The organism is Streptomyces sp. NPDC001604 (genome assembly GCF_042893475.1).
Classification (GTDB): Bacteria; Actinomycetota; Actinomycetes; order Streptomycetales; family Streptomycetaceae; genus Streptomyces.
On the sequence record NZ_JBIAUY010000007.1, the window covers coordinates 231,476 to 256,954 of the forward strand.

Genomic DNA, 25,479 nt, shown 5'->3' on the forward strand with positions numbered 1-25,479 from the left:
CGCAGCGAGGTTCCCTGGGGTGTCCTGCACATCACAACAACACACCGATTGGCGTCAAGATTCCTAAGGCGAGACCGAGTTGACGTTTCCTTTGCAGACGCGGGGCCCCGCCGCAGAGGTTGCGGCAGGGCCCCGCGATCCGTCCTGGCCTGTGCGTCCAGGCCGACCTGCACTACTTGCCGGTGAACTTCTCGTACTCCTTGAGGACCTCTTCGGTCGGCCCGTCCATGCGCAGCTCGCCGCGTTCCAGCCACAGGACGCGGTCGCAGGTGTCGCGGATCGACTTGTTGTTGTGGCTGACGAGAAACACCGTGCCGGCCTCCTTGCGCAGCTCACGGATGCGTTCCTCGGAGCGCTTCTGGAATTTTCGGTCGCCGGTGGCCAGCGCCTCGTCGATCATCAGGACGTCGTGGTCCTTGGCGGCAGCGATGGAGAAGCGCAGTCGGGCCGCCATGCCGGAGGAGTAGGTGCGCATCGGCAGGGTGATGAAGTCGCCCTTCTCGTTGATGCCCGAGAAGTCGACGATCCCCTGGTAGCGCTCCTTGATCTGCTCGCGGGACATCCCCATGGCGAGCCCGCCCAATATGACGTTCCGCTCGCCGGTCAGGTCGTTCATCAGCGCCGCGTTCACGCCCAGCAGCGAGGGCTGGCCGTTGGTGTAGACGCGGCCCTTCTCCGCCGGGAGCAGCCCGGCGATGGCGCGCAGCAGGGTCGACTTGCCGGAGCCGTTGGAGCCGATGAGGCCGATGGCCTCGCCGCGGTAGGCGACGAAGGAGACGCCCTTGACGGCGTGCACCTTGCGCACCCCGCGCTCCTCGCCGCGCTTGATGATGCGGCTGAGGGCGGCGGTGGCGCTGCCCTTGCCGGTCTTGGCGCCGTGCACGCGGTAGACGATGTGGAGCTCGTCGGCGATGACGGTGGGGACCCGCTCGCCGCTCTGCCGGTCGGTCTGCTCAGCCACGGCCGTACCTCTCCTCCGCCTTCCAGAAATACACGAAGCCGCCGACGGCGAACAGGGCGGCCCAGCCACCCGCGACCACCCAGACGTGCTCGGGCAGGTTCTCGGAGCCGTAGCCGTCGATGAGCGAGAAGCGCATCAGGTCCATGTAGATGGCGGCCGGGTTCCACTGCAGGACGTTCGCCAGCCACTGCGGCTTGTCGGCCAGCATGATCGGGATGGAGAACATCACGCCGGACGCGTACATCCACGTCCGCATCACGAACGGCATCAGCTGGGCGAGGTCCGGGGTCTTGGCGCCCGCCCGGGCCATGATCAGCGCGAGGCCGGTGTTGAACAGGAACTGCAGGGCCAGTACCACGGGGATCAGCAGCCAGGACAGGTCCGGGATGCTGCCGAAGCCGATCGCCACAGCGAACAGCACGATCATCGAGAAGAGCAGCTGCTGGAGCTGCTGCAGCGCGAAGGAGATCGGAAGCGAGGCCCGCGGGAAGTGCAGTGCGCGCACCAGGCCGAGGTTTCCGGAGATCGCCCGCACGCCCGCCATCACCGAGCTCTGCGTGAAGGTGAACACGAACACGCCGGTGACCAGGAACGGGATGTAGATGTCGCGCGGCAGTCCGCGGTTGGCCTTGAGGAGCATGCCGAAGATGAAGAAGTACACGGCCGCGTTCAGCAGCGGCGTGGCCACCTGCCACAGCTGGCCCAGCTTCGCCTGGCTGTACTGCGCGGTCAGCTTCGCCCGGGAGAAGGCGAGGATGAAGTGACGCCGGTCCCAGAGCTGGCGGACGTACTCGGCGAGGGCAGGCCGGGCGCCGCTCACGGTCAGCCCGTACTTGGCGGCGAGCCGGCTCGCCGGGAGGCCCTCGTCGGGCGACATGGCCGCGCCCAGGGCGACCCTGTCGTCGTGCGTTGTCTCACTCACTGGTGGAAACTTTCGTCTTCGGGATGCGCAGCCTGTGCGGGCATGCGCAGGAGCCTTGGCCGGGTGGGCCGATTGCTCACAGGAACGAGCTTGTCAGATCACCGGAGGTCGGCCCAGCCGGGTCAGCCGCCACACGGTACGCCACTTCATCGGCCTGCGTGGGCCGCACGGAGTCGTCCAGCCTTCCCTGAACCCGCCGAACCATGCCTTCAGGGCGGGCCGTGAGGGGCGGCGGACGAGGGTGAGCAGCAGCCACACCCCGAGGTAGACGGGGACCAGCGGGGCCGGAAGGTTTCGGCGGGCCAGCCAGACCCGGTTGCGGGCGACCATGCGGTGGTAGACCGCGTGCCGCGAGGGCGCGGTCGTCGGGTGGTACAGCACCATGTCGGACCGGTAGTCGATCATCCAGCCCGCGTCGAGGGCCCGCCATGCCAGGTCGGTTTCCTCGTGGGCGTAGAAGAATTCGTCCGGGAGTCCGCCGACTTCGGCGAAGACCTTCGTACGGACGGCGTTGGCGCCGCCGAGGAAGGTGGTGACCCGGGAGGAGCGCATCGGGTCGGCGGCGCGCAGGCGCGGCACGTGGCGGCGCTGGGTGACCCCGGTGTCGGGGTCGGCGATGCGGAAGCTGATGATGCCGAGCTTCGGGTCGGCCTCGAAGGCCCGGCGGCACAGCTCGGCGGTGTCGTGCTGGGCGAGGAGCCCGTCGTCGTCGAGGAACATCAATATGTCGACATCGCGGCCGCTGGGGCCGAAGGCCTCGATGCCGACGTTGCGGCCGCCGGGGATGCCGAGGTTCTCGGGCAGCTCGATCGTACGGACACCCGACGAGAACTCCGTGACGTCGGGGACGGGCGAGCCGTTGCCGACCACGACCACCTCGACACGGTCGCCGTCCTGCTTGGCGACCGAGTCGAGCAGGGCGCGGAGTTCGTCGGGGCGGTTGCCCATGGTGATGATCACCGCGCCGACCTTCATGCCGCTCACTTCAGCCTGCTGGAGGCGAGGATGGACACCAGGTGCAGCAGGGTCTGCAGCAGCGCGATGCCGGCGAGTACGGCGACGCCGAGCCGGGAGAAGAAGAGGTCGCCGCGCACCTGGTCGACGATCGCCAGGACCAGGATCAGCAGGGACGCCTCGATGCCGAGGATCAGGCGGTGGAACTTGAACGCGGCGGCGGCCCGGCGGGCCAGCGCCATGCCGGAGGAGCGCATCTCGGCGGCGGCCTCCTGGACCGGCGGCTTGCCCGTCTGGTGCCGGGCGACACCGACCAGGTCCGTCTCGGCCTTGATCAGGATGGCGCCGAGCGCGGCCAGGGTGCCGAGGAAGGCCCACAGCCAGTCGATACGGCCGCCGCCCCACAGGTCGGCGGCGCGCAGCCCGAAGCCGACGAGGACGGCGGCGTCGGTGAGGTAGGCGCCGACCCGGTCCAGGTAGACGCCGCTGAGCGAGTACTGCTTCTTCCAGCGGGCGATCTCACCGTCGACGCAGTCGAGGAGCAGGTACATCTGCACGCAGACCACGCCGAGCACGGCGCCGGTGATCCCCGGCACCAGCAGGGCCGGGGCGGCGAGCACGCCGAAGACGGTCATCAGATACGTGAGCTGGTTGGGCGTGACCCTGGTGTTCACCAGGTAGCGGTCGACCCGCAGGGACACCTCACGCATGTAGAGGCGTCCCATCCAGTGCTCACCGCTGCGCCGGTCCTTGACCCCTGCGGGGTGGACGACCGGACGGAGTTCAGCTACCGATGGCCTTGACATAGTCGGCGTAGATGTCCTTGATCTGGTCGGTTTTCAGGTCGAGGTGTTCGAGGATCGTGTAACGGCCGGGCCGGGTCTCCGGGGCGAACTCCACGGCGCGGACGAACTCGTCCACCGTGAAGCCGATCTCCTCCGGGAGCACCGGAAGCCCGTGCCGGCGCAGCACCTCGGCCGTGTACGCCGACTCCTCGTGCGCGCCGCGCAGATACATCGCGAAGGCGGCGCCGAGGCCGCACTGCTCGCCGTGGCTGGCGGCCCGCTTGGGGTAGAGCAGGTCGAAGGCGTGGTTGATCTCGTGGCAGGAGCCGGAGGCGGGGCGCGAGTCGCCGGAGATCGACATCGCGATGCCGGTGAGGACCAGCGCCTCGGCGAGCACCTGGAGGAAGTCGTTGTCTCCGATGCCGCCGGGGTGGCGGAGCACCGCCTCACCGGCCTGGCGGGCCATGGCGGCGGCCAGGCCGTCGATCTTCTCTCCGTTGACGCGGTTGGACAGCTCCCAGTCCGCGATCGAGTTGATGTTGGAGATCGCGTCACCGATGCCCGCGCGCACGAACCGCGCCGGGGCCTGGCGGATGACGTCGAGGTCGATGACGGCCGCGATCGGGTTCGGCACGCCGTACGAGCCGCGGCCCGCGTCGTTGTCGAGGGTGGCGACCGGCGAGCACAGCCCGTCGTGCGCAAGGTTCGTCGGCACGGCGACCAGGGGCAGGCCGACCCGGGCCGCGGCGAACTTGGCACAGTCGATGATCTTGCCGCCGCCGAGGCCCACGACGGCGTCGTAGTGGCCGGCCTTTATGTCGCCTGCCAGCCGGACCGCGTCGTCCAGGGTGCCGCCGCCGACCTCGTACCAGGTGGCGCCCGGCAGGGCCGGGGCGATGCGCTCGCGCAGCCGGGCGCCGGAGCCGCCGCTGACGGCGACGGCGAGCCGGCCCGAGGTCGAGATGCGTTCGTCGGCGAGCACGCAGGCCAGGTCGTCGAGGGCACCCGGACGGATGTCCACGACGAGCGGCGAGGGGATGAGCCGGGTCAGTACTGGCACGCGATCTCCCGTCCGCGGGCGAGATCCTCGTGGTTGTCGATCTCGACCCACTTGACGTCGCCGATCGGCGCCACGTCGATCCGGAAACCGCGGTTCACCAGTTCCTGGTACCCGTGCTCGTAGAACTGCTGCGGGTCGGTCTCCCAGACGGCCTTCAGGGCGTCGGCCAGCTCGGGGGCGGCGTCGCCCTCGATGAGGGTCACGCCGATGTACTCGCCGGTCGCCTCCGCCGGGTCCATCAGCTTGGTGATCTTCGTCATGCCCTGCTCGGGGTCGACGACCACCTTCATCTCCTCGTCGGCCAGGTTCTTCACCGTGTCCAGGGCGAGGATGATCTTCTTGCCCTCGCCGCGGGCAGCGAGCAGCGTCTTCTCGACGGAGACGGGGTGGACGGTGTCGCCGTTGGCGAGGATCACACCGTCCTTGAGGGCGTCACGGCCGCACCACAGGGAGTAGGCGTTGTTCCACTCCTCGGCCTTGTCGTTGTCGATGAGGGTGAGCTTGAGGCCGTACTTCGCCTCCAGGGCGGCCTTGCGCTCGTACACGGCTTCCTTGCGGTAGCCGACGATGACCGCGGCCTCGGTCAGGCCGATCTCCGCGAAGTTGGCGAGGGTGAGGTCGAGAACCGTGGGCTCGCCCTCTATGCCCGCGGGCCCCACCGGCACCAGCGCCTTGGGCAGGCTGTCGGTGTAGGGGCGCAGACGGCGTCCGGCGCCGGCCGCCAGCACGAGGCCGATCATGCGGGTTCTCCTTCATCGTGTACGGCGGGCGCCCCAGCGGACACCCAGAAGCGGATGCTCTCGACGAGCACCACCAGGGCGACGGCCACGGCGAGCACCGCGAGCGCGACCTTGAACTGCGAGGCGGTGAGCGCGGCGGCCAGGACGGTGACCAGCAGCGTCCGCCCTTCGTGCCCCCCGATGGCGCGCACCAGCCAGGCCGGGGGCGCTCCGGCGTTGCCGCGGATGCGGTACACCGTGTCGTAGTGATGGTAGGCGACGGCCGCCACCAGCCCGAAAGCCGCGGGAAGCGCCCCGTTCACGTCCGCTTCGGCCGCCAGGAGCAGGACGGTGCCGTATTCGGCGGCGCGGAACAGCGGCGGTACGAGCCAGTCGAGGGCGCCCTTGAGGGGGCGGTGGACGGCCACCGCCGACATGAGGACGTAACCGCAGCCGCACAGCACGGCCGGCCAGTCGCCGCCCCACAACAGCGCGCCGGCGACCACAAGGACGCCGCCCGCAAAAGCGGCATAGGAAGCCGCGCGCGGATAGGCGCCCCGGCTCGCTCGCACCAGCAACTCCGCCAGCGGGCCACTGTCTGCGAGGTCCGCCAGTGCCTTCGCCGCCCGGTCCGTGCGCTGGGCCCTGCGGGTCAGCGAGCGCAGGACCCGGCCCGCCGTGGTGTAGGTCGCGGCGAAGGCGCAGCCGATGAGCAGCACGTAGAAGGTGATGCGGGGTGTCGTGACGGCCGTCAGGACCGCGATCACCGCCCAGCGCTCGCCGATCGGCAGCACGATCATGCGGCGCACCCACACCGTCCAGCCGACGCTGTCCAGCTTGTCGGAGAGGGCCGCCGTGGGGCTGGTGTTGGCGGTGGCGTCGTGGTTGGCCTCGTTGAAGGAGAAGTCGACGACGTGCCGGCAGGTCTGCAGGATCATCGCGCCGAGCGCGAGCGCCCATACGTCGTCGCCGCCGCGGGCCGCTCCCAGCGCCAGCCCCGCGTAGTAGGCGTACTCCTTGGCCCGGTCGAAGGTGGCATCGAGCCAGGCGCCGAGCGTGGAGTACTGCAGGGAGTAGCGGGCCAACTGGCCGTCGGTGCAGTCCAGTACGAAGGAGGCGATCAGCAGGACGCCCGCGGCAACGAAGCCCGTCCGGGTGCCGGTGGCCGCGCAGCCCGCCGCGATCAGCGCGGTGAGCAGCGACGCGGTGGTGACCTGGTTCGGGGTCAGGCCGCGGCGGGCGCACCAGCGGGCGAGGTAGCGGGAGTACGGGCTGATGAAGAACGTGGTGAAGAAGCCGTCGCGGGACTTCACCGCCGACTTCAGGCGTACGGCCTCGTCGTCGACGTTCGCGACGGCCTGCCGTGCCTCGTTGCGGGACTGCGGGTCGGCAGGAACGGCCGCGACCAGGCTGCCGAGTTCCGGGCGGTGCACGTCGGCGCCGTCGCTGTCGAGGGCGGTGACGATGTGGTCGGCGAGGCCGACGAGGCTGTCGACGTCCTCCCTCACGCTCAACTGCGTTCCCCCGGGGGCACCAACATGGGCCGTGCCGCCGCCGGCCGAGTTCTCGCGGGCCATCGCACGGGTCAGGGTCTGGCGGCCGGCCGGCTGGGCCGTGACGGCGCCCGGGATCGCGACGAGCGGGAAGCGGGGGTCGGTGAGGCCGAGGCGCAGGGCGTGCAGGTGGCCCACGAAGCGGGCGTCGACCACCGCGACCCGCTGGTCGCCAGGGACCTGGGCCAGCAGCGTCTCGGCGTCGGCCGCGTCGGAGGCGATCCGTACGTCGAAGCCGAGGGACCGCAGATCGCCCTCGATCGACGATCCGGGGACCGGCTGACCGGTGAGGATGGCGGTCGACAACCGAACTCACTCCCTGGGTGCCGACGCGCCGGCGCCGGTCATGTGCATGGTGGGCGCCCCTTGGCTGCACCAGGCGGGCGGCATGTCGGCAGAGGCTATCGGATGCCCGGAGCGCGGAGTTCACCGCCCGTTCACGGGTCGATCAACGCCGTCTCCACTGGCCTTTGCCGCGGTCATCATCGATGATCCGGGGTCCCGCCGACAAACCGCGGTGCCCAGATCAGGCATCCGGGACATTGGGGAGCGCCGGGTGGTCTCGGCATAGGGTGGGCGACCATGACATGGCTGATCACAGGCGGAGCGGGATACATCGGGGCCCATGTGGCGCGGGCCATGACCGGCGCCGGGGAGCGCGTGGTCGCACTCGACGACCTCTCGGCAGGGATCCCCGAGCGGCTGCCGGCGGGCGTGCCGCTCGTCGAGGGCTCGACGCTCGACGGCGACCTGCTGAAGAGGGTGTTCGCCGAGCACGGGGTGACCGGCGTCGTCCATCTCGCCGCGCGCAAGCAGGTCGCCGAGTCCGTGGCGCAGCCCACCCGCTACTACCGGGAGAACGTCGGCGGTCTCGCGACGCTCCTGGAGGCGGTCGCCGAGGCCGGGATCGGGAAGTTCCTGTTCTCCTCGTCCGCGGCCGTCTACGGCAACCCCGATGTGGACCTCATCACGGAGGACACCCCGTGCGCGCCGGTGAACCCGTACGGCGAGACCAAGCTCGCCGGTGAGTGGCTGGTCCGGGCCGCGGGCCTGGCACACAACATCTCCACGGTCTGCCTGCGGTATTTCAACGTGGCGGGCGCCGCGGCACCCGAGCTGGCCGACACCGGCGTGTTCAACATCGTCCCCATGGTCTTCGACCGGCTCACCCGCGACGAGGCCCCGCGGATCTTCGGCGACGACTATCCGACGCCGGACGGCACCTGCATCCGCGACTACATCCACGTCGCCGACCTGGCCGAGGCACATCTGGCCGCGGCACGGCGGCTCGCCGGCCGCAGCGGTGACCTCACGGTGAACATCGGCCGCGGCGAGGGCGTCTCCGTCCGCGAGCTGATCACGGTCATCGGCGAGGTGACCGGCGACCGCCGCCCGGCCCTGGTCGAGGGCCGCCGCCCCGGGGACGCGCCCCGCGCGGTCGCCTCCGCCGCCCGGGCCGCGACGGAGCTGGGCTGGACCGCACGGCGCGGGGTGCCCGAGATGGTGGAGTCGGCGTGGCAGGGCTGGCTGCTGCACCACGGCAGGTGACAGCGCGGCAAGGGAACTGGGGCTGCCCTGACCTGCATATCGTTTCCGCAGGTCAGGGCACATGACAACGGTGTTCAGTGCCGCGTTGCCCGATACCCCCCGCCCGTAGTTCACTGGCACCCCGGGCGCAACAAGGGAAGGCGGCTGCCATGGGGGCTGGGCACGATCACGGGCACGGGCACTCGCATGCCCCGCCCACCGGTACGGCCGCAGCGGCGTACCGCGGGCGGCTGCGCGTCGCGCTGTCGATCACGCTCACCGTCATGGTGGTCGAGATCGTCGGCGGTCTGCTCGCGGACTCGCTCGCGCTGATCGCGGACGCCGCCCACATGGCGACCGACGGCCTCGGGCTGGGCATGGCGCTGCTGGCGATCCACTTCGCCAACCGCCCGCCGAGCGGCAACCGCACCTTCGGGTACGCCCGCGCCGAGATCCTCGCCGCGCTCGCCAACTGTCTGCTGCTGCTCGGCGTCGGCGGCTACGTCCTGTACGAGGCGGTCCAGCGGTTCTTCACCCCGGCCGACACCGCGGGCGGGCTGATGATCGTGTTCGGTGCGATCGGCCTGGTCGCGAACATGATCTCGCTGACGCTGCTGGTGCGCGGCCGGCAGGAGAGCCTGAACGTGCGCGGCGCGTTCCTGGAGGTCGCGGCGGACGCGCTCGGCTCCCTCGCCGTGATCATCTCCGCGCTGGTGATCCTGGCCACCGGCTGGCAGGCCGCCGACCCGATCGCCTCGCTCGTGATCGGCGTGATGATCGTGCCGCGCACCTGGAAGCTGCTGCGCGAGACCCTGGACGTCCTGCTGGAGGCAGCTCCGCGGGACGTCGACATGGCGGACGTACGGGCCCACATCCTGGACCTGGACGGGGTCGAGGACGTCCACGACCTGCACGCCTGGACGATCACGTCCGGGATGCCGGTGCTGTCCGCGCACGTGGTCGTGCGTTCCGACGTCCTCAGCGCCATCGGCCACGAGAAGATGCTCCACGAGCTCCAGGAGTGCCTCGGCGACCACTTCGACGTGGCCCACTGCACCTTCCAGCTGGAACCGGGCGGGCACGCGGAACACGAGGCGAGGGTGTGCCATTGAGGCAGGTGCGCCGCAGCTTGGCCGGAATGCAGCCGTCCGGCGTGACCCGGCGTCGTTAAGCCTCACAGCGTTGCCCCGGACGGTTCCCCGCCGACCGCCAGGGGCACGATCAACTACCGGGCCCCTCTTCCGGTCTTCAACCGGTGACGGCCGTGCCCCGCGCCGCGCGGGACATGCGGGCGCGCCGCGAAGTGCCGGGAGTGCCGGATTCGTACGGCAGACTTGGGGCGCGAAGACCGATGTGAAGGATGGGTATGCCGATCACACCTGCTACCGCGACGCACACTTCGTCGAACGGCGCCGCAGACGCGATTTTGCTGGAACTGGTCGACGAGAACGGCGTCACGATCGGCACCGCGGAGAAGCTCGCCGCCCATCAGCCGCCGGGGCAGCTGCACCGCGCCTTCTCCGTCTTCCTCTTCGACGAGCGCGGCAGACTGCTGCTGCAGCAGCGGGCCCTGGGCAAGTACCACTCCCCCGGCGTGTGGTCCAACACCTGCTGCGGTCACCCCTACCCCGGCGAGGCCCCCTTCGCGGCGGCGGCCCGCCGCACGTACGAGGAACTGGGGGTGTCCCCCTCGCTGCTCGCCGAGGCGGGCACGGTCCGCTACAACCACCCGGACCCGGACTCGGGCCTGGTCGAGCAGGAGTACAACCACCTGTTCGTCGGCATGGTGCAGTCGCCGCTGCGGCCGGACCCGGAGGAGGTCGGCGCGACGGCCTTCGTGACGCCCGCGGAGCTCGCGGAGCGGCACGCGAAGGACACCTTCTCGTCCTGGTTCATGACCGTTCTGGACGCGGCCCGCCCGGCCGTCAGGGAGCTGACCGGCCCGTCGGCCGGCTGGTGACCTCCCTCAGAGCACCCGCAGGGGTTTGAGCGGCAGGGCGGCCCAGATCACCTTGCCGCCGCTCGACGTGTGCTCGACGTCGCACACCCCGCCCGCCTCCCGGGCGACCTCGCTGACCAGGAGCAGACCCCGGCCGCCCTCGCCGCTGTGGTCGGCCTCCAGAGCGGTCGGGCGGTAGGGGTGGTTGTCCTCCACCGACACCCGCACCCACTCGGCGCCGACGGCGACCTCCACGGCGAGCATCGGCGAGAGCAGTGCCGCGTGCCGGACGGCGTTCGTGACCAGCTCCGAGACGATCAGCAGCAGGCCGTACACCAGATCGTCGGATACGGGCACCCCCTGGCGGTGGAGCAGGTCCCGCACGGCGTGCCGCGCCTGCGGGACCGAGGCCTCGATGGCAGGGGCGGTGAACCGCCAGACACCTTCGTACGGCAGCGGGTCCGCGGCCGGCCCCGGGTCGCGGGGCTCGTCGGCGCCGCCTTCTGGGCGTGGGCCGGACCCGCGCCCATGGTTGTCCATCGTCCGGTCGCCACCCTTGCGCTCGATTGTCACCACACGTCGAGTGTTGGGAACGACCCACGGCACTCCGGATGACTGAACACAAGTCAGCAGGTATCGAGCACTTATGACCGTTGGCGTATGACACGGTCAGTTGTGGGACTGGTCTTTTCACGCTTCAGCCGACTTCGCGAACTCTTCGGGTTGTACGGGTTAGGGCGCCCCCTTCTTGATCACGTGTCCGGCGAGGCGGCTAGCATCCGGCCATGGAGCCCCAGCTGCTGCACAGTGTCACCGACGCGGTCGCCACCGTCGTCATCCACCACCCGGCGAAGCGCAACGCCATGACGGCCGCGATGTGGGCCGCGCTGCCGCCGCTGCTCGACACCCTCGCCGCGGATCCGGACGTACGGGCGCTGGTGCTGACCGGTGAGGGTTCGACGTTCTGCGCGGGTGCCGACATCTCCACGCTGCGGGGGTCGCCGGAGGAGGCGCAGGGGCTCGCGGTGCGGGCCGAGGAGGCGCTGGCCGCCTTCCCGAAGCCGACGCTGGCCGCGATCCGCGGGCACTGCGTGGGGGGCGGGTCGCAGCTGGCGGCGGCCTGTGATCTGCGGTTCGCCATGGAGGGGGCGCTGTTCGGGGTGACGCCGGCGAAGCTCGGGATCGTGTATCCGGCCTCCTCCACGCGCCGTCTGGTGTCGCTGGTGGGTCCGGCCGCCGCCAAGTACCTGCTGTTCTCGGGCGAGTTGATCGACGCGGAGCGGGCGCTGCGCACCGGCCTGGTGGACGAGGTGCTGCCTCAGGGCGAACTCGCCAAGCGGGTCGCGGAGTTCACCCGGATCCTGGTGTCACGTTCGCAGCTCACCCAGGCCGCCGCGAAGGAGTTCGCCAACGGGCGCACCGACCGGGACGCGTACTGGACGCAGCAGGCGCGCGGCAGCGGCGACACCGTGGAGGGGGTCGCCGCGTTCCTGGAGCGCAGGCAGCCGCGCTTCACCTGGACTACGTCAGGATGAAGCGGCTCTTGGAGCGGAACTCCTCGACGAGGTGCGCGGGCGCCTTCTCGGGGGAGCCGGCGTCGTAGGGCGGCTGCGGGTCGTACTCGGTCAACAGCTGGACGGCCTGGGCGTGTTCGTCGCCGGCGATCCGGCCGAGCAGGGTCAGGCCCATGTCGATGCCGGAGGAGACGCCGGCCGCGGTGACGTACTTGCCGTCGAGGACCACCCGCTCCCCCGTGGGCTCGGCGCCGAACTGCTTCAGGAAGTCCAGGGCCAGCCAGTGGGAGGTGGCGCGGCGGCCCTGGAGGAGCCCGGCCGCGGCGAGCAGCAGGGAGCCCGTGCACACGGATGTCGTCCAGGTGCTGGTGGCGTCGGCGGTGCGCAGCCAGTCCAGGAGGGTCTCGTTCTCCATCTGCGGGGTCTGTCCTGGGCCGCCCGGGACGATCACGATGTCGGGGTGCTCCACCTCGGCCAGGGTCTTGTCCGCGACGATCGCGAGGTGGCCGGTGTCGGTGCGGACGGGGCCGGTCCGTTCGGCGACGAAGACGGTCTCCGCGTCGGGAAGGCGCCCCAGGGTCTCGTACGGGCCCACGGCGTCCAGGGCGGTGAAGCGGTCGAAGAGCAGGACGGCGATCTGCATCGGGTTCCTTTCAGCGGGTGGATACGGGGCGGAAGCGGCGGCGGTACTCGGCCGGGGCGGTGCCGAGGGTCCTGACGAAGGCGCGGCGCATGGCCTCGGGGGTGCCGTAGCCGCTGGCACGGGAGATCTCCTTGATACCGTCGGCCGTGTCCTCCAGGAGGCGGCGGGCGTGTTCGAGGCGGACACGGTCGACATAGCGGCCCGGGGTCATGCCGGTCTCCGCCTGGAAGGCGCGGGCGAAGTGGCGGGGCGAGAGGGCGGCACGGGCGGCGAGGGACTCGACGTCCAGGTCCCCGTCGGGGTGCTCGGTGATCCACTGCTGGACCTCGCGCAGCGGTTCGCGCCGGGCGGTCTGGGCGGCGAGCTGCGCGCTGAACTGGGCCTGGTTCCCGGGCCTGCGCAGGAAGACGACCAGGTGGCGGGCGATGGTCAGCGCCGTCTCCCGGCCCAGGTCCTCCTCGACCAGGGCGAGCGCGAGGTCGATGCCGGAGGTGACGCCCGCCGAGGTGAAGACGTGTCCGTCGCGCACATAGATGGGGTCGGGGTCGACCTCGACGGACGGGTGGTCGCGGGCGAGCTTGTCGCAGTACGCCCAGTGGGTCGTGGCGCGGCGCCCGTCCAGCAGGCCCGCCTCCGCGAGGAGGAGGGCGCCGGTGCAGACGGAGACGAGCCGCTCCGCGCCCGGGCCGCACTCGCGCAGCCAGCCGGTCAGCCGAGGGTCGGGCCCCGGACGGCGGGTGCCCTGACCGCCCGGCACCAGAAGGGTGTGCGGGGCGGGCGCGTCCGCGAGGGCCTGGTCCGGTACGAGGGTCAGGCCGCTGGAGGTGCGGACCGGTGCGCCGTCCACGGAGGCCGTACGGAGGCGATAGGTGCCCGGGGTGTGCAGTTCGGCGCCCGCGAAGACCTCGAGGGGGCCGGTGACGTCGAGGCTCTGGACGCCGTCGAAGAGGACGAGCAGGACGGTTCGCTGCGGCATACCCATGATTCTTGGCAGCCGGGCGGATGGCTGCAATGACGGGTTCCCCACCTTTCCTGCCATCCGGGCCCCAGCCCTGGAGTCCGTACCGACCAGTCGGTAGCCTGCCGGGCATGACTACCACCGCCCTCGATCCGCACGCCGGTCGCCGCTGCCACAACGCGCTCAACTCCCTGCACGCGACGTACTACTTCTCGCCCGACCTGGGCAGGGAACTGGGCGCTCTCGGCATCACCCGTCCGAGGGCCGTCAACCTGGCGGCGCGGGCGGCCGCGCTGGGGCCGGTCGGCCCGGGCACGGTGGCGGCGACGTTCTACAACTACAAGTACGAGCTCGTGGCCCGACATGTGCCCGCCGTGTGGGAGACCGCCGCGCCCGGGCAGATCCTGGCCGCACGCGCGCGTGCCGTCGATGCCACCCTGCGGCGCCTGCTGGGCGAGGACATCGTGGGGTCCGAGGAGATGGCGGAGGCGGCGCGACTGGCGCTGCGGGCCGCCGAGGCCTGTTCACGCGCGGCCCGGCCGCTGTACTCGGCGTATGCCGATCTGCCGGTGCCCGAGGAGCCGCATCTGGCGTACTTCCACGCCACCACGCTGCTGCGCGAGCACCGGGGCGACGGGCATCTCGCCGTGCTGATGTCCGCGGAACTGGACGGTCTGGAGGCCGTGGTGACCCACACCGCGACCGGCAAGGGCATGACACCGAAGTGGGTCTTCGGCAGCCGCGGCTGGAAGCAGGAGGACTGGGACGCGGCCTGCGGGCGGCTGCGCGAGCGCGGGCTGCTGGACGAGGCGGGCGAGCTGACGGAGCGGGGCGTCGCGCTGCGGGCGCACATCGAGACGGAGACGGACCGGCTGGACCGGGCACCGTACGAGCACCTGGGGGCGGAGGGTGTCGCCCGTCTGACGGAGCTGGGAGCGGGGTTCGCACGGGCCGCACTCGCGGCCGGGGCGTACCCGGCGGATCTGATCGGCAAGCGCTGACGAGACCCAGGCGGAGGGCATCGCCGGGGCCGACGCAGCGCGGGAAGGCCACGCGCGGGCCGCACTCGCCGACGAGACCCACACCGCGGATCTGATCGGCAAGCGGTGACGAAAGACCCCGGCAGGAACCCTCACCCGGTCGACGCAGCCCAGGACAGGCCTCGCCGAGCCGCACTCGCAGCCAAGGCCCACCCCGCCGCTCTCATCGGCAACCGCTGAGGAGACCCAAGCAGAGACTGTCGCCCAGCCGGCGAACCTCGGGACCGCGCGGACCGCACTCGCCGCCGGCGCCCACCCGACACATCTGATCGGCAAGGGCCTGAGAAACCCGGGTACCCGGATCTCGCCCGGCCGCCTCGGCCGGGCGGAAACCGGGAACGGAGAGGGGAATTTCGTGTTCCGCGCCATTGCAGACGTGCTGCGCCAGATCGGCGGAGCGATCGCCACCGTCGTCACCCTGCCCTTCCGGGCGCTGGCCCGGCTGTTCGGTGGAGCCTCCGGCTCCGCGCGGGGCCACGGGGCCTGATTGCGCCACCCCGCCTCGCCGGTTGCCGCCCTGATCCCCGACTGTCGGTGCCGCCTGCCACAATTGCGGCGCAACCTCAGTGAGAAGGCGGTACGGGATCGTGACGACACCCGGGTCCAGCGGGTCCACCAACGTAGGGTCCATCGAAGGCAGGATCGCCGAGGAGCTCGGCGTCCGGGAGCGGCAGGTCAAGGCTGCCGTGGAACTGCTCGACGGCGGTTCGACGGTGCCCTTCATCGCCCGCTACCGCAAGGAAGCGACCGAGATGCTCGACGATGCGCAGCTGCGCACGATCGAGGAGCGGCTGCGCTATCTGCGGGAGCTGGAGGAGCGGCGGACCGCGATCCTGGAGTCGGTGCGCGAGCAGGGCAAGCTGACCGCGGAGCTGGAGGCGCAGATCCGCGGCGCCGAGACCAAGGCGCGGCTCGAGGACATCTACCTGCCGTACAAGCCCAAGCGCCGCACCAAGGCGCAGATCGCGCGCGAGGCCGGGCTCGAACCGCTCGCCGAGGGCCTGCTCGCCGACCCGACGGTCGAGCCGCTCGCCGCGGCCGCCGCGTTCGTCGACGCGGACAAGGGCGTCGCCGACCCGCAGGCCGCCCTGGACGGCGCCCGCGCGATCCTCACCGAGCGGTTCTCCGAGGACGCCGACCTGATCGGCGAGCTGCGCGAGCGCATGTGGGTGCGCGGGCGGCTGGCCGCCAAGGTGCGGGAGGGCAAGGAGGAGGCGGGCGCCAAGTTCGCCGACTACTTCGACTTCGCCGAGCCGTTCACCGAACTGCCCTCGCACCGCATCCTCGCCATGCTGCGCGGCGAGAAGGAGGAGGTCCTCGACCTCGTCCTGGAGCCGGAGGAGCCCACGGACGGCCCCTCGTCCTACGAGGGCATCGTGGCCGCGAAGTTCCAGATCGCCGACCGCGGCCGTCCCGCCGACAAGTGGCTGACGGACACCGTCCGTTGGGCCTGGCGCACCCGCATCCTGGTGCACCTCGGCATCGACCTGCGCCTCCGGCTGCGCACGGCCGCCGAGGACGAGGCCGTCCAGGTGTTCGCCGCGAACCTGCGCGACCTGCTGCTCGCCGCCCCGGCCGGCACGCGCGCCACCCTGGGCCTGGACCCCGGTTTCCGTACGGGGGTGAAGGTCGCCGTCATCGACGCCACCGGCAAGGTGGTGGCCACGGACGTGATCTACCCGCACGTCCCGGCGAACAAGTGGGACGAGGCGATCGCGAAGCTGGCCCGCCTCGCGAAGGAACACGCGGTCGAACTGATCGCGATCGGCAACGGCACGGCGTCCCGCGAGACCGACAAGCTCGCCGGTGAACTGATCAGCAGGCACCCCGAGCTGAACCTCACCAAGGTGATGGTGTCCGAGGCGGGCGCGTCGGTGTACTCGGCGTCCGCGTTCGCCTCGCAGGAGCTGCCCGACATGGACGTGTCGCTGCGCGGCGCCGTCTCCATCGCGCGCCGCCTCCAGGATCCCCTGGCCGAGCTGGTGAAGATCGACCCCAAGTCGATCGGCGTCGGCCAGTACCAGCACGACCTGTCCGAGGTGAAGCTGTCGCGCTCGCTGGACGCAGTGGTCGAGGACTGTGTGAACGGTGTCGGCGTGGACGTCAACACGGCCTCGGCCCCGCTGCTCGCCCGGGTCTCCGGCATCACCTCCGGGCTGGCCGAGAACATCGTGGCGCACCGCGACGCCAACGGCCCCTTCAAATCCCGCACCCAGCTGAAGAGCGTGGCCCGGCTCGGCCCGAAGGCGTACGAGCAGTGCGCGGGCTTCCTGCGGATCCGCGGCGGCGACGACCCGCTGGACGCCTCCAGCGTGCACCCGGAGGCGTACCCGGTCGTCCGGCGCATGGTGAAGACGACCGGGCAGGAGGTGGCGTCACTCATCGGCAACACGAGCGTGCTGCGTTCGCTGAAGCCGGATGAGTTCGTGGACGAGACCTTCGGTCTGCCGACCGTCACCGACATCCTCAAGGAGCTGGAGAAGCCCGGCCGCGACCCGCGGCCCGCCTTCAAGACGGCCACCTTCAAGGAGGGCGTCGAGAAGATCTCCGACCTGGCCTCCGGGATGGTCCTGGAGGGGGTGGTCACGAATGTGGCGGCCTTCGGTGCGTTCATCGACATCGGTGTCCACCAGGACGGTCTGGCGCATGTCTCCGCGTTGTCCAAGAACTTCGTCAAGGACCCGCGGGACGTGGTGAAGCCCGGGGACATCGTCAAGGTGAAGGTGCTCGACGTCGACATTCCGCGCAAGCGGATCTCGCTGACGCTGCGCCTCGACGACGAGGCCGCGCCGCAGGGGGACGGCGGCGGCGACCGCCGGCAGCGGGGTGCGCGTCCGCCTCAGCAGCGGCAGCAGCAGCGTCAGGGCGGCGGTCGTGGCGGGCAGAGCGGCGGCCGTGGCGGCCAGAGCGGCGGTTCGCGCCAGGCGGCGGCACCCGCCAACAGCGCGATGGCCGATGCTCTGCGCCGGGCGGGGTTGCTTGATCCGAAGGGTAAGCGGTGAGCTGAGGGGGAGGTCCTGGGGGGCGTTTCGCGCCCCTTCAGACCTAAGGTGACGGCATGGTCACATCGCACGCCGTCACCTGGGAAGTGCTGGAGAGCCGGGGGTACGAGACCGCCTGGGTCGAGTTCGGCGACGGCTCGCTGCGGGCGCGCGGGCGGGCCGTCGGGGCCGTTCCGGAGCCGTACTGGATCTCGTACGAGCTCGAGACCGGTGCGGGGTTCGTGACCCGCCGGCTGGCGGTCACTGCGGAGACCGAGAGCAGTACCCGCACTCTCGACCTGCGGCGCGACGACGCCGGGCGGTGGACCGCGGACGGCGAACCGGTGCCCGGTGTCGGGGGTGCGCTCGACTGCGATCTGGGCCTGTGCCCGCTCACCAACACCATGCCGGTGCTGCGGCACGACCTTCATCGGGCGCCGGGCGAGCGGGAGTTCCTGATGGCGTGGGTGTCGGTGCCGGGACTGGTGGTACGGCCGTCGCAGCAGACCTACACCCACCTCGGGCGCACCGACGGCGGCGGCCATGTCCGGTTCACGTCCGGCGAGTTCCGCAGTGACCTGGAGTTCGACGCGAACGGCTGCGTCGTCGACTATCCCGGGCTGGCGACGCGCCTGCGCTGAAGCCGACCCTTCCGGGGCGCTGCCCTGAGCCGTGGCGGACCTCATCCGTCCTGCTCAGCGCTCCGTGACCTTTCCGTCCGCCACCTCCAGCCGCCGGTTCACATGGACCGCGTCCAGCATGCGGCGGTCGTGGGTGACCAGGAGGAGGGTGCCCTCATAGGCGTCGAGGGCCGCCTCCAGCTGCTCGATCGCCGGCAGGTCGAGGTGGTTGGTCGGCTCGTCGAGGACGAGCAGGTTGACGCCCCGTCCCTGCAGCAGCGCCAGGGCGGCGCGGGTGCGTTCGCCCGGGGAGAGGGTCGCCGCCGGGCGCAGGACGTGGTCGGACTTGAGGCCGAACTTGGCCAGCAGGGTGCGTACTTCGACCGGTTCGGTGTCCGGTACGGCGGCGCAGAAGGCGTCCAGCAGGGCCTCCGGGCCGTGGAACAGCTTGCGGGCCTGGTCGACCTCGCCGACCAGCACCCCGGAGCCGAGGCTGGCATGGCCCGCGTCCAGGGGGATACGGCCGAGCAGCACGCCCAGCAGGGTCGACTTGCCGGCGCCGTTCGCCCCGGTCACGGCCACCCGGTCCGCCCAGTCGATCTGCAGGGAGACCGGGCCGAAGGTGAAGTCGCCGCGCCGTACCTCAGCGTCCCGCAGGGTGGCCACGACCGCGCCCGAGCGCGGGGCCGACGCGATCTCCATGCGCAGCTCCCACTCCTTGCGGGGCTCCTCGACCACGTCGAGCCGCTCGATCATGCGCTGCGTCTGCCGGGCCTTCGCGGCCTGCTTCTCGCTGGCCTCGCTGCGGAACTTGCGGCCGATCTTGTCGTTGTCGTTGCTCGCCTTGCGGCGGGCGTTCTTGACGCCCTTGTCCATCCAGGAGCGCTGCATCTGCGCCCGGTCCTGGAGGGCGGCGCGCTTGTCGGCGTACTCCTCGTAGTCCTCGCGGGCGTGCCGGCGGGCGACGTCCCGCTCCTCCAGGTAGGCCTCGTAGCCGCCGCCGTAGAGGTTGATCTGCCGCTGGGCCAGGTCGAGTTCGAGGACCTTGGTGACGGTCCGGGTGAGGAACTCGCGGTCGTGGCTGACGACGACGGTGCCGGCGCGCAGGCTCTTCACGAACCGTTCCAGGCGCTCCAGGCCGTCCAGGTCGAGGTCGTTGGTCGGCTCGTCGAGCAGGAAGACGTCGTAGCGGGACAGAAGCAGGGAGGCGAGTCCGGCGCGCGCCGCCTGGCCGCCGGACAGGGACGTCATCGGCTGGTCCAGGTCCACGGCCAGGCCCAGGGAGTCGGCGACCTCCTCGGCCCGCTCGTCCAGGTCGGCGCCGCCCAGGTCGAGCCAGCGCTCCAGGCTGGTCGCGTACGCGTCGTCGGCGCCGGGTGCGCCGTCGACCAGGGCCTGCGTGGCCTCGTCCATCACGCGCTGCGCCTCGGCGACACCGGTACGGCGGGCGAGGAACTCCCGGACCGTCTCGCCGGGGCGCCGCTCCGGCTCCTGCGGGAGGTGGCCGACGGTCGCGGTCGGCGGGGAGAGCCTGAGCTCCCCCTGCTCCGGGGCGAGCAGTCCCGCGAGCATCCTGAGCAGGGTGGACTTGCCCGCGCCGTTGGCGCCGACCAGCCCGATCACGTCTCCGGGCGCGACGACGAGGTCGAGTCCGGAGAAGAGGGAGCGGTCGCCGTGGCCGGCGGCTAGGTTCTTGGCGACGAGAGTGGCGGTCACAGGGGGCGATCCTAATGGGCGGGTCACGTCGGGCGCGCCCGCGAAGGGTGCGGGCTGTGCCGTCGGTGAAACGCGTGTCGATCTGCGGCTCCGCCTCCATGGGAGCGACCAGCCACAACGGGCCCGCAGACGGCTGATGTCAGCTCGCGGCACCCCCTCTCCGGTCGATGGCCCCGAAGCGGAGCGCTACCGCGCCATCGCCTCCACCAGCACGCTCCCCGCCGTCCGTGCCACCACGAACGACTCCCCCTTCACCGCCTTGGCGTCCAGGGCGATGCGATGGCGGCCCGGTTCGAGGACGCCGTCGAAGACCTCGTGGGTGTGGGTGCGGTAGAGGCGGTCGAGGCGGTACGTGGTGAGGCGGACCCGGCAGGGTGAGGTGACCTCGACGCCCGCTTCGCCGTCGGCCGCCACCAGGCGGGTCAGCCGGCGCTGCTCCGCCGGGCTGCGGTCCAGGGCGTGTTCGATCTGGGCGACGAGGAGCGGGACGATCGGGGCGAGGCCCTCGACGTAGACCACCTCGACGCCCGCCTGCTCGAAGGAGCGGCGTACGGCGGTGCGTTCCTCCTGGGTGACGGCGCGGCCGAAGGCGACGGCGCCGTAGGCGCGCAGTTCGTCGGCGGGGACGCCGTCGGCGTCGTGGGCGATGTCGGCGCCGATGCCGATGGTGCGCAGGGCGGCGGCGAGCTTGGCGAGCAGGGCGACGCGGGCGCCGATGAGCAGGACCCGGCGGCGGGTGCCCGGGGACTCGCCTTCGAGGAGGGCGGCCAGTGCCTCTCGGTACTCGGCGCCCCGGAAGCGGAAGGGTCCGATGCCGTGGTAGCCGTTGAGTTCGAGGTCGGCGTGTTCGTCGGTCTGCCAGGCGAAGTCCCGCCAGATGTAGTCCTCCCCTTCATCGCCTCCCCGCTCGATGATCGCGGTGACCGCGCCGCAGGCCAGGTCGGCGCACTCGGGGCAGCCGTAGATGACGTAACGGCCGCCCGGAAGCGGTGGGTCCGCCTCCAGGAGGAGGCTGCGGACGTGTTCGGTGAAGATCGCGGGTGGGATGTCGGAGGCGAGCGGGGAGACGGCATCGAGGTCGGAGAGCTGGAACAGCAGCGGACGTCCGTCGACGATGAAGTCCACGAAGTCCCGGTGCACTTGGTAGTCACCGTTGGCGAGGACTCCACCGGCACGCATCGCCGGTGCCAGGCCGAAGGTCGCGTATTCGGCAGACATGCTGTGAGTATTCCCGCAGTGGGAGCTGTCTGAGCACGGCATGACACATTCCGCTGACGTCCCCGCGTGGACAACGTGCGGAACAACGATGTCATCGTGGTGGGCGCCGGGGTCACAGGGCTGACGACGGCCGTCGTCCTCGCGGAGCGCGGCGGCCCGGGGCGACCGGCGTACGCATGGTCGAAGGAGTACTGGGCGCGGCGGATCTCGACCGGGCCGAGGCATCGGCGGCCGCCCGAGTGCCCGGGCTGCGGGAGCGGTTGGTGAGGGCGGGTGGGGTGCTGGAGGAGCTTACGGTCGCCGACTTCGCGGAGGCGGACGCGCCGGTGGTCGTCAACTGCACCGTGGTTGTGGAGAACCCGGGCATCCGGACGTGGGCCGCCGCCCGGCCGGCTGTTGCTGGGCGGCACTGCGGATGACGATGCCTGGTCGCGCCGGAGCCGGTTGGTGATGCGGCTGGAGGGTGAAGTCCTGCCCGGTGGGCGGGTGTTGGTGCACAACTATGGGCATGGCGGGGCCGGGGGTTGCGGAGGAGGCGGCCGGGTTTGCTTGCCCGGCCGCCCAGCGCTCCGCGGGGTGCGTTGTTTGTCGTCTGCTGCGCCGTCGTGGCTGGTCGCGCCCACGCGGCGGAGCCTCAAATTGAGATAGCCCCGCGCCCCTGAAAATCCGCTGTTGAGCCGTCGGGGACGTTGCGCAGCCCGCTCAGCCGATGGGCACGCGGTGTGCGGCGCCCGGATTGCGTACGCCCTTGAGCTGCGTGGCCGCAGGTACTGCCGACGGTTTGCCGGAGGTGGCGCGGGCGAAGGCTGCCGCGCCGCCGACCAGCGGGACGTCGGCCGAGGTGTGGGTGAGGTCCAGGGTCAGGGTCGGCTTGTCGGTCGGGGGGTCGATGAGGTCCTTGTCGGTGCCCGCGACGATCAGGGCGAGGCGGTGGCCGGCCGGGACGACGTGGTCCGTGGCCGCGAGATCCAGGGTAATGGTGTACGGCTTGCCCGGGGTGAGCGGGACGCCCTTGCGGTCGGAGGCGTAGTTGCCGAGGTCGGCCCAGCCGCGGCTGAATACCGTGTAGTCGACGGCGGTCTTCTTGGCCTCGGTGGCCTTGAAGCAGGCGCTGTCGCCCGCCGTGCTCGCACCCCAGCAGGTGCGGTCGGTGAGGGTGGTGATGCCCTCGGCGGAGTCGGCGTAGTCACGGATGGTGTCCGGGCCGAGGTCCACGAGGACGGCGGAGAGGTGGGCCGTCTTCGTGGTGGGGGTCGCGGTGACGGTGACCTTGGAGGAGCCGGACAGGCGCAGGTCGTGGGTGAGGGGCTTGGTGACGAAGCCGGCCTTGTCGGGGGTCGACGTGTCGATCTTCGCGGCCCAGTCGGTCTCGCTCAGCTGCGGGTTGTCGGTGAAGGTCTCGGTGCCGTCGCCCTTGGTGAGGCCGAGGGCGCCGATGCCCGCCTGCGTGCCCTGGTCCGGGCGCAGGGTTGTGATGCGGGTGCCGCTCGGGGGCCAGGACCGCGAGGTCACCCACTGGTCGGGGTGGCGTTCGATGTCGGCCATGGGCTCGCGGTCGATGCCGTTGTCGTAGCCGAGGAGTTCGTGGTCGAACCAGCGGTGCAGGGTGTCGACCCAGGCACCGCGGCGGAAGTCGAAGGGGTCGACGTGGCCGGTCTGGGAGAGCCAGATCTTGCGCTCGACGCCGTTCTTGGCGAGAGCGTCCCACCACTGGCCGAAGTGCTTGGTGCGGACGTTGAGGTCCTGCATGCCGTGCACGAGGAAGACGCTGGCCCGCACCTTGCTCGCGTTCCTGACGTAGTCGCGCTCGGTCCAGAACGGCGTCCAGTCGCCGGTGCGCGGCGCCCCGTCGACGATCCTCTGCTGGACGGCGGCGCACTTGGCCCGGGCGTCGGGGCTGTCGACATAGTTCGAGAGCCAGTCGGGGCCGGAGTCGTAGAGCGGGGCGCCCTTGGCGAAGAAGTAGTCGTACCAGGAGGAGATGGCGCTGATCGGGACGACGGTCCTGAGGCCCTTGACGCCGGTGGCGGCGACGCCGTTGGCGATCGTGCCGTCCCAGCTCTTGCCGATCATGCCGGTCTTCCCGTTGGTCCAGGCCGCCTTCGCGGTCGTGGTGCCGGTGCGGGTCGTGTACGCCTTGGCCCGGCCGTTCAGCCAGTCGACGACGGCCTTCGCGGACTGGATGTCGCTGCGGCCGCCGACGTCCACGCAGCCGTCGGAGCGGTTGGTGCCGGCGAGGTCGACGCCGACGAAGGCGTAGCCGCGCGGCACGAAGTAGTTGTCGTAGAACAGCGGCATCTGGACGACGTTGCCGTTCGCGTCGTACGTCTTCTTCTGGCTCTCGTTGCCGCGGCCGCAGCAGGAGTAGTAGGGGCTGGCGTCCATGATGACCGGAACCTTGCGGCCCTGCTGGGCGGGTTCGCGGGGGCGGACGATGTCGACGGCGACCCGGTCGGCCCTGCCGTCGCCGTCCCCGTCGAGTCCGGTGTCCACCCATACGGCCTCGCGGATGGCGTTGTCGTAGGAGTAGACGGGCTGGCTCTCCTGCGGGGCACTGTGAGCCGCCGCGGGAGTGAGGAACGCTGCCATGAGGGCGGCTACGGCCGCCGCTGCGAGCGGTCTCCAGGTCGTGAAGCGCATGCGTATGGGCATGCGCGGACGGTACAACGGTCAACTCCCGTACAGAAGAGTGCAATCGGACGCCTGTGAGGTCCGTGAGGGGGCGGGGGCGGTTGCTCATGTCGGCCGAATGGCGATCGTGTGACACGTGGGGCCATGGACATGCCCGGGGCCACAGGGACTGAATAGGCTCCGAACAGACCTCGTACTCCTACGACTTGGAGCTTTCGTGCACCGCAGAATCATCACGCCGGGCGCACTCGCTGCCGCGTCCCTGATGCTGGCGATCCCGGCGTCGGCCGCGAGCTACTCCCCCGGCGCACCGGGCATCGGCGACCCCTACTACCCGGCCTACGGCAACGGCGGATACGACGTCTCCCACTACGACCTGCGGCTCCAGTACCAGCCCGCCACCGACGAGTTGGCCGGTACGGCCACGATTCTCGCGAAGACGACGCAGGACCTTTCCAGCTTCGACCTGGACTTCCTGCTGGACGTCAGCGAGGTGCGGGTCAACGGGGTCAAGGCGTCCTTCGCGACCTCGGGCCAGCACGAGCTGGTGGTGACGCCGAAGACGCCGCTGGCCAAGGGCACGCCGATCACCGTGGTGGTCCGCTACAGCGGAGTGCCGTCCACCAAGAGCGCGTACGGGTTCAACACCTGGCACCGCACGCCGGACGGAGCCGTCGCGGCGGACGAGCCCGAGGCGGCCTGGTGGTGGTTCCCCAGCAACGACCACCCGCTCGACAAGGCGACCTACGACGTGTCGGTGGCCGTGCCGGACGGCACCCAGGCCATCTCCAACGGCACGCTGCAGTCGACGAGTTCGAAGCTCGGCTGGACCCGCTACAACTGGCGGGAGAACAAGCCGCAGGCGACCTATCTGGCCACGCTGGCGGTCGGCAAGTTCGACATCACGACCAGCACCTCCGAGGGCGGTGTGCCGGTCGTCAACGCCTACAGCAAGGACCTCGGCGACAACGACGGGGCTGCGCGGGCGAGCGTCGAGCGCACCGGGGAGCTCGTCGACTGGCTGAGCGGCTACTTCGGGCCGTATCCCTTCAGCTCGGCCGGCGGGTACGTGCCCAACACGACCACCGGGTACGCGCTGGAGACGCAGACCCGTGTGTACTACAGCCCGAAGCAGTTCGCGAACGGCTCCAACACCTCGGTGGTCGTGCACGAGCTGGCGCACCAGTGGTACGGCGACAGCGTGTCCTTGAAGGGCTGGAAGGACATCTGGATCAACGAGGGCTTCGCGCGGTACGCGCAGTGGCTGTGGTCCGAGCACGAGGGCGAGGGCACGACGCAGCAGCTCGCCGACTACGTGTACGCCTCGCACCCCGCGGACGACGCGTTCTGGACGGTCAAGCCGGGCGACCCCGGGCCTGACAACCAGTTCGACATCGCTGTCTACGACCGCGGGGCGCTGGCGGTACAGGCGCTGCGGAACGCGGTCGGCGACGATGCGTTCTTCGCCATTCTGAAGGGGTGGCCGCAGACGCACGCGTACGGCAACGCTTCTGTCGCCGACTTCCAGGCCTACGCCGAGCAGGTGTCGGGGAAGTCCCTGTCCTCGTTGTTCGACACCTGGCTGTTCCAGCCGAGCAAGCCTGCGGCGTCGGCGGCGAAGGCAGTGGCTGTCGCCAAGTCGACGGCTGCTTCGGTGCGGCCGAGGTCGTGGAAGAAGATCGAAGCGACGAACGACGTCCACTGAGGAACTGCCGGGTTCGGTGGTGCGGGGACTGCG

The 25,479-nt window shown here is 70.9% G+C and carries 22 protein-coding genes and 1 pseudogene; 10 read left to right on the forward strand and 13 right to left on the reverse strand.

Annotated elements, in window-relative coordinates; translation table 11 throughout:
- Nucleotides 1-172: 172 nt before the first annotated feature.
- The 7 genes from ACFY1E_RS21730 to ACFY1E_RS21760 form a co-directional block, all read right to left on the reverse strand.
- Entirely contained in the window at nucleotides 173-961 is a 789-nt protein-coding gene (locus ACFY1E_RS21730) for an ABC transporter ATP-binding protein (protein WP_389078311.1), read from the reverse strand.
- On the reverse strand, nucleotides 954-1,883 hold the full coding sequence (locus ACFY1E_RS21735) for an ABC transporter permease (protein WP_389078313.1): 930 nt from the start codon (nucleotides 1,881-1,883) through the stop codon (nucleotides 954-956). Before ACFY1E_RS21735 ends, ACFY1E_RS21730 begins: the two co-directional genes overlap by 8 nt.
- A 93-nt stretch (nucleotides 1,884-1,976) precedes the next feature.
- Nucleotides 1,977-2,858 carry a glycosyltransferase family 2 protein gene (locus ACFY1E_RS21740; RefSeq protein ID WP_115910430.1) on the reverse strand — a complete coding sequence of 294 codons (882 nt, stop codon included), beginning with the start codon at nucleotides 2,856-2,858 and terminating at the stop codon, nucleotides 1,977-1,979.
- A gap of 5 nt (nucleotides 2,859-2,863) precedes the next feature.
- A complete protein-coding gene (locus tag ACFY1E_RS21745) occupies nucleotides 2,864-3,643 on the reverse strand; it encodes a CDP-alcohol phosphatidyltransferase family protein (RefSeq protein ID WP_389078316.1) in 780 nt (259 codons plus the stop codon).
- Nucleotides 3,621-4,682 (reverse strand): iron-containing alcohol dehydrogenase family protein, encoded by a 1,062-nt coding sequence (locus ACFY1E_RS21750; RefSeq protein WP_389078318.1) that lies wholly within the window; start codon nucleotides 4,680-4,682, stop codon nucleotides 3,621-3,623. The genes ACFY1E_RS21745 and ACFY1E_RS21750 overlap by 23 nt, the downstream gene beginning before the upstream one ends.
- Complete coding sequence (locus ACFY1E_RS21755; protein ID WP_389078321.1) at nucleotides 4,670-5,422, reverse strand: sugar phosphate nucleotidyltransferase; 753 nt, start codon at nucleotides 5,420-5,422, stop codon at nucleotides 4,670-4,672. Before ACFY1E_RS21755 ends, ACFY1E_RS21750 begins: the two co-directional genes overlap by 13 nt.
- Nucleotides 5,419-7,260, reverse strand: coding sequence for a DUF5941 domain-containing protein (locus tag ACFY1E_RS21760; protein ID WP_389078322.1), 1,842 nt, complete (start codon nucleotides 7,258-7,260; stop codon nucleotides 5,419-5,421). The genes ACFY1E_RS21755 and ACFY1E_RS21760 overlap by 4 nt, the downstream gene beginning before the upstream one ends.
- A 276-nt stretch (nucleotides 7,261-7,536) precedes the next feature.
- On the opposite strand from ACFY1E_RS21760, the gene galE reads away from it, so the two are divergent.
- The 3 genes from galE (at nucleotide 7,537) to idi (ending at nucleotide 10,441) form a co-directional block, all read left to right on the forward strand.
- Complete coding sequence (galE, locus tag ACFY1E_RS21765; RefSeq protein WP_389078325.1) at nucleotides 7,537-8,502, forward strand: UDP-glucose 4-epimerase GalE; 966 nt, start codon at nucleotides 7,537-7,539, stop codon at nucleotides 8,500-8,502.
- A 149-nt stretch (nucleotides 8,503-8,651) separates the two neighbouring features.
- Entirely contained in the window at nucleotides 8,652-9,593 is a 942-nt protein-coding gene (locus ACFY1E_RS21770) for a cation diffusion facilitator family transporter (RefSeq protein WP_389078327.1), read from the forward strand.
- A 254-nt stretch (nucleotides 9,594-9,847) separates the two neighbouring features.
- Nucleotides 9,848-10,441: an isopentenyl-diphosphate Delta-isomerase gene (idi, locus tag ACFY1E_RS21775; protein WP_030936227.1), complete on the forward strand. Its 594-nt coding sequence runs from the start codon at nucleotides 9,848-9,850 to the stop codon at nucleotides 10,439-10,441.
- A gap of 6 nt (nucleotides 10,442-10,447) precedes the next feature.
- Here idi and ACFY1E_RS21780 read toward each other — a convergent pair whose 3' ends face one another.
- Complete coding sequence (locus ACFY1E_RS21780) at nucleotides 10,448-10,960, reverse strand: ATP-binding protein (RefSeq protein WP_389078633.1); 513 nt, start codon at nucleotides 10,958-10,960, stop codon at nucleotides 10,448-10,450.
- Between the two features lie 245 nt (nucleotides 10,961-11,205).
- Between ACFY1E_RS21780 and ACFY1E_RS21785 the strand changes: the two genes are divergently transcribed.
- The gene (locus ACFY1E_RS21785) at nucleotides 11,206-11,955 is read left to right on the forward strand and encodes an enoyl-CoA hydratase/isomerase family protein (protein WP_389078331.1); all 750 of its coding nucleotides are present in this window, start codon (nucleotides 11,206-11,208) and stop codon (nucleotides 11,953-11,955) included.
- On the opposite strand, the gene ACFY1E_RS21790 is transcribed toward ACFY1E_RS21785, so the two are convergent.
- Both ACFY1E_RS21790 and ACFY1E_RS21795 read right to left on the reverse strand, forming a co-directional pair.
- Nucleotides 11,942-12,577, reverse strand: coding sequence for a DJ-1/PfpI family protein (locus ACFY1E_RS21790; protein WP_389078334.1), 636 nt, complete (start codon nucleotides 12,575-12,577; stop codon nucleotides 11,942-11,944). The two genes, ACFY1E_RS21785 and ACFY1E_RS21790, sit on opposite strands and share 14 nt — an antisense overlap.
- A 10-nt stretch (nucleotides 12,578-12,587) precedes the next feature.
- A complete protein-coding gene (locus ACFY1E_RS21795; RefSeq protein ID WP_389078336.1) occupies nucleotides 12,588-13,553 on the reverse strand; it encodes a GlxA family transcriptional regulator in 966 nt (321 codons plus the stop codon).
- A gap of 113 nt (nucleotides 13,554-13,666) precedes the next feature.
- On the opposite strand from ACFY1E_RS21795, the gene ACFY1E_RS21800 reads away from it, so the two are divergent.
- From ACFY1E_RS21800 to ACFY1E_RS21815, 4 genes are all read left to right on the forward strand, one after another.
- Entirely contained in the window at nucleotides 13,667-14,536 is an 870-nt protein-coding gene (locus ACFY1E_RS21800; RefSeq protein ID WP_389078338.1) for a hypothetical protein, read from the forward strand.
- A 394-nt stretch (nucleotides 14,537-14,930) separates the two neighbouring features.
- Complete coding sequence (locus ACFY1E_RS21805; RefSeq protein WP_308117073.1) at nucleotides 14,931-15,062, forward strand: LPFR motif small protein; 132 nt, start codon at nucleotides 14,931-14,933, stop codon at nucleotides 15,060-15,062.
- A gap of 100 nt (nucleotides 15,063-15,162) precedes the next feature.
- Nucleotides 15,163-17,577, forward strand: a complete 2,415-nt coding sequence (locus ACFY1E_RS21810) for a Tex family protein (RefSeq protein ID WP_389078341.1) — start codon at nucleotides 15,163-15,165, stop codon at nucleotides 17,575-17,577.
- A 56-nt stretch (nucleotides 17,578-17,633) separates the two neighbouring features.
- The gene (locus ACFY1E_RS21815) at nucleotides 17,634-18,197 is read left to right on the forward strand and encodes a putative glycolipid-binding domain-containing protein (protein ID WP_389078343.1); all 564 of its coding nucleotides are present in this window, start codon (nucleotides 17,634-17,636) and stop codon (nucleotides 18,195-18,197) included.
- A gap of 54 nt (nucleotides 18,198-18,251) precedes the next feature.
- Here the strand turns inward: ACFY1E_RS21815 and ACFY1E_RS21820 are convergent, their stop codons facing one another.
- Both ACFY1E_RS21820 and ACFY1E_RS21825 read right to left on the reverse strand, forming a co-directional pair.
- The gene (locus ACFY1E_RS21820) at nucleotides 18,252-19,892 is read right to left on the reverse strand and encodes an ABC-F family ATP-binding cassette domain-containing protein (protein WP_389078345.1); all 1,641 of its coding nucleotides are present in this window, start codon (nucleotides 19,890-19,892) and stop codon (nucleotides 18,252-18,254) included.
- A gap of 186 nt (nucleotides 19,893-20,078) precedes the next feature.
- Nucleotides 20,079-21,110 (reverse strand): oxidoreductase, encoded by a 1,032-nt coding sequence (locus tag ACFY1E_RS21825; protein WP_389078348.1) that lies wholly within the window; start codon nucleotides 21,108-21,110, stop codon nucleotides 20,079-20,081.
- Between the two features lie 66 nt (nucleotides 21,111-21,176).
- Here ACFY1E_RS21825 and ACFY1E_RS21830 point away from each other — a divergent pair.
- Nucleotides 21,177-21,632 (forward strand): annotated as a pseudogene (locus tag ACFY1E_RS21830) (hypothetical protein); the annotation flags it as partial.
- 180 nt (nucleotides 21,633-21,812) lie between these two features.
- Here ACFY1E_RS21830 and ACFY1E_RS21835 read toward each other — a convergent pair.
- Entirely contained in the window at nucleotides 21,813-23,762 is a 1,950-nt protein-coding gene (locus ACFY1E_RS21835) for a Xaa-Pro dipeptidyl-peptidase (protein WP_389078350.1), read from the reverse strand.
- 196 nt (nucleotides 23,763-23,958) lie between these two features.
- On the opposite strand from ACFY1E_RS21835, the gene ACFY1E_RS21840 reads away from it, so the two are divergent.
- Nucleotides 23,959-25,446, forward strand: coding sequence for a M1 family metallopeptidase (locus ACFY1E_RS21840; RefSeq protein WP_389078352.1), 1,488 nt, complete (start codon nucleotides 23,959-23,961; stop codon nucleotides 25,444-25,446).
- Nucleotides 25,447-25,479: the final 33 nt, after the last annotated feature.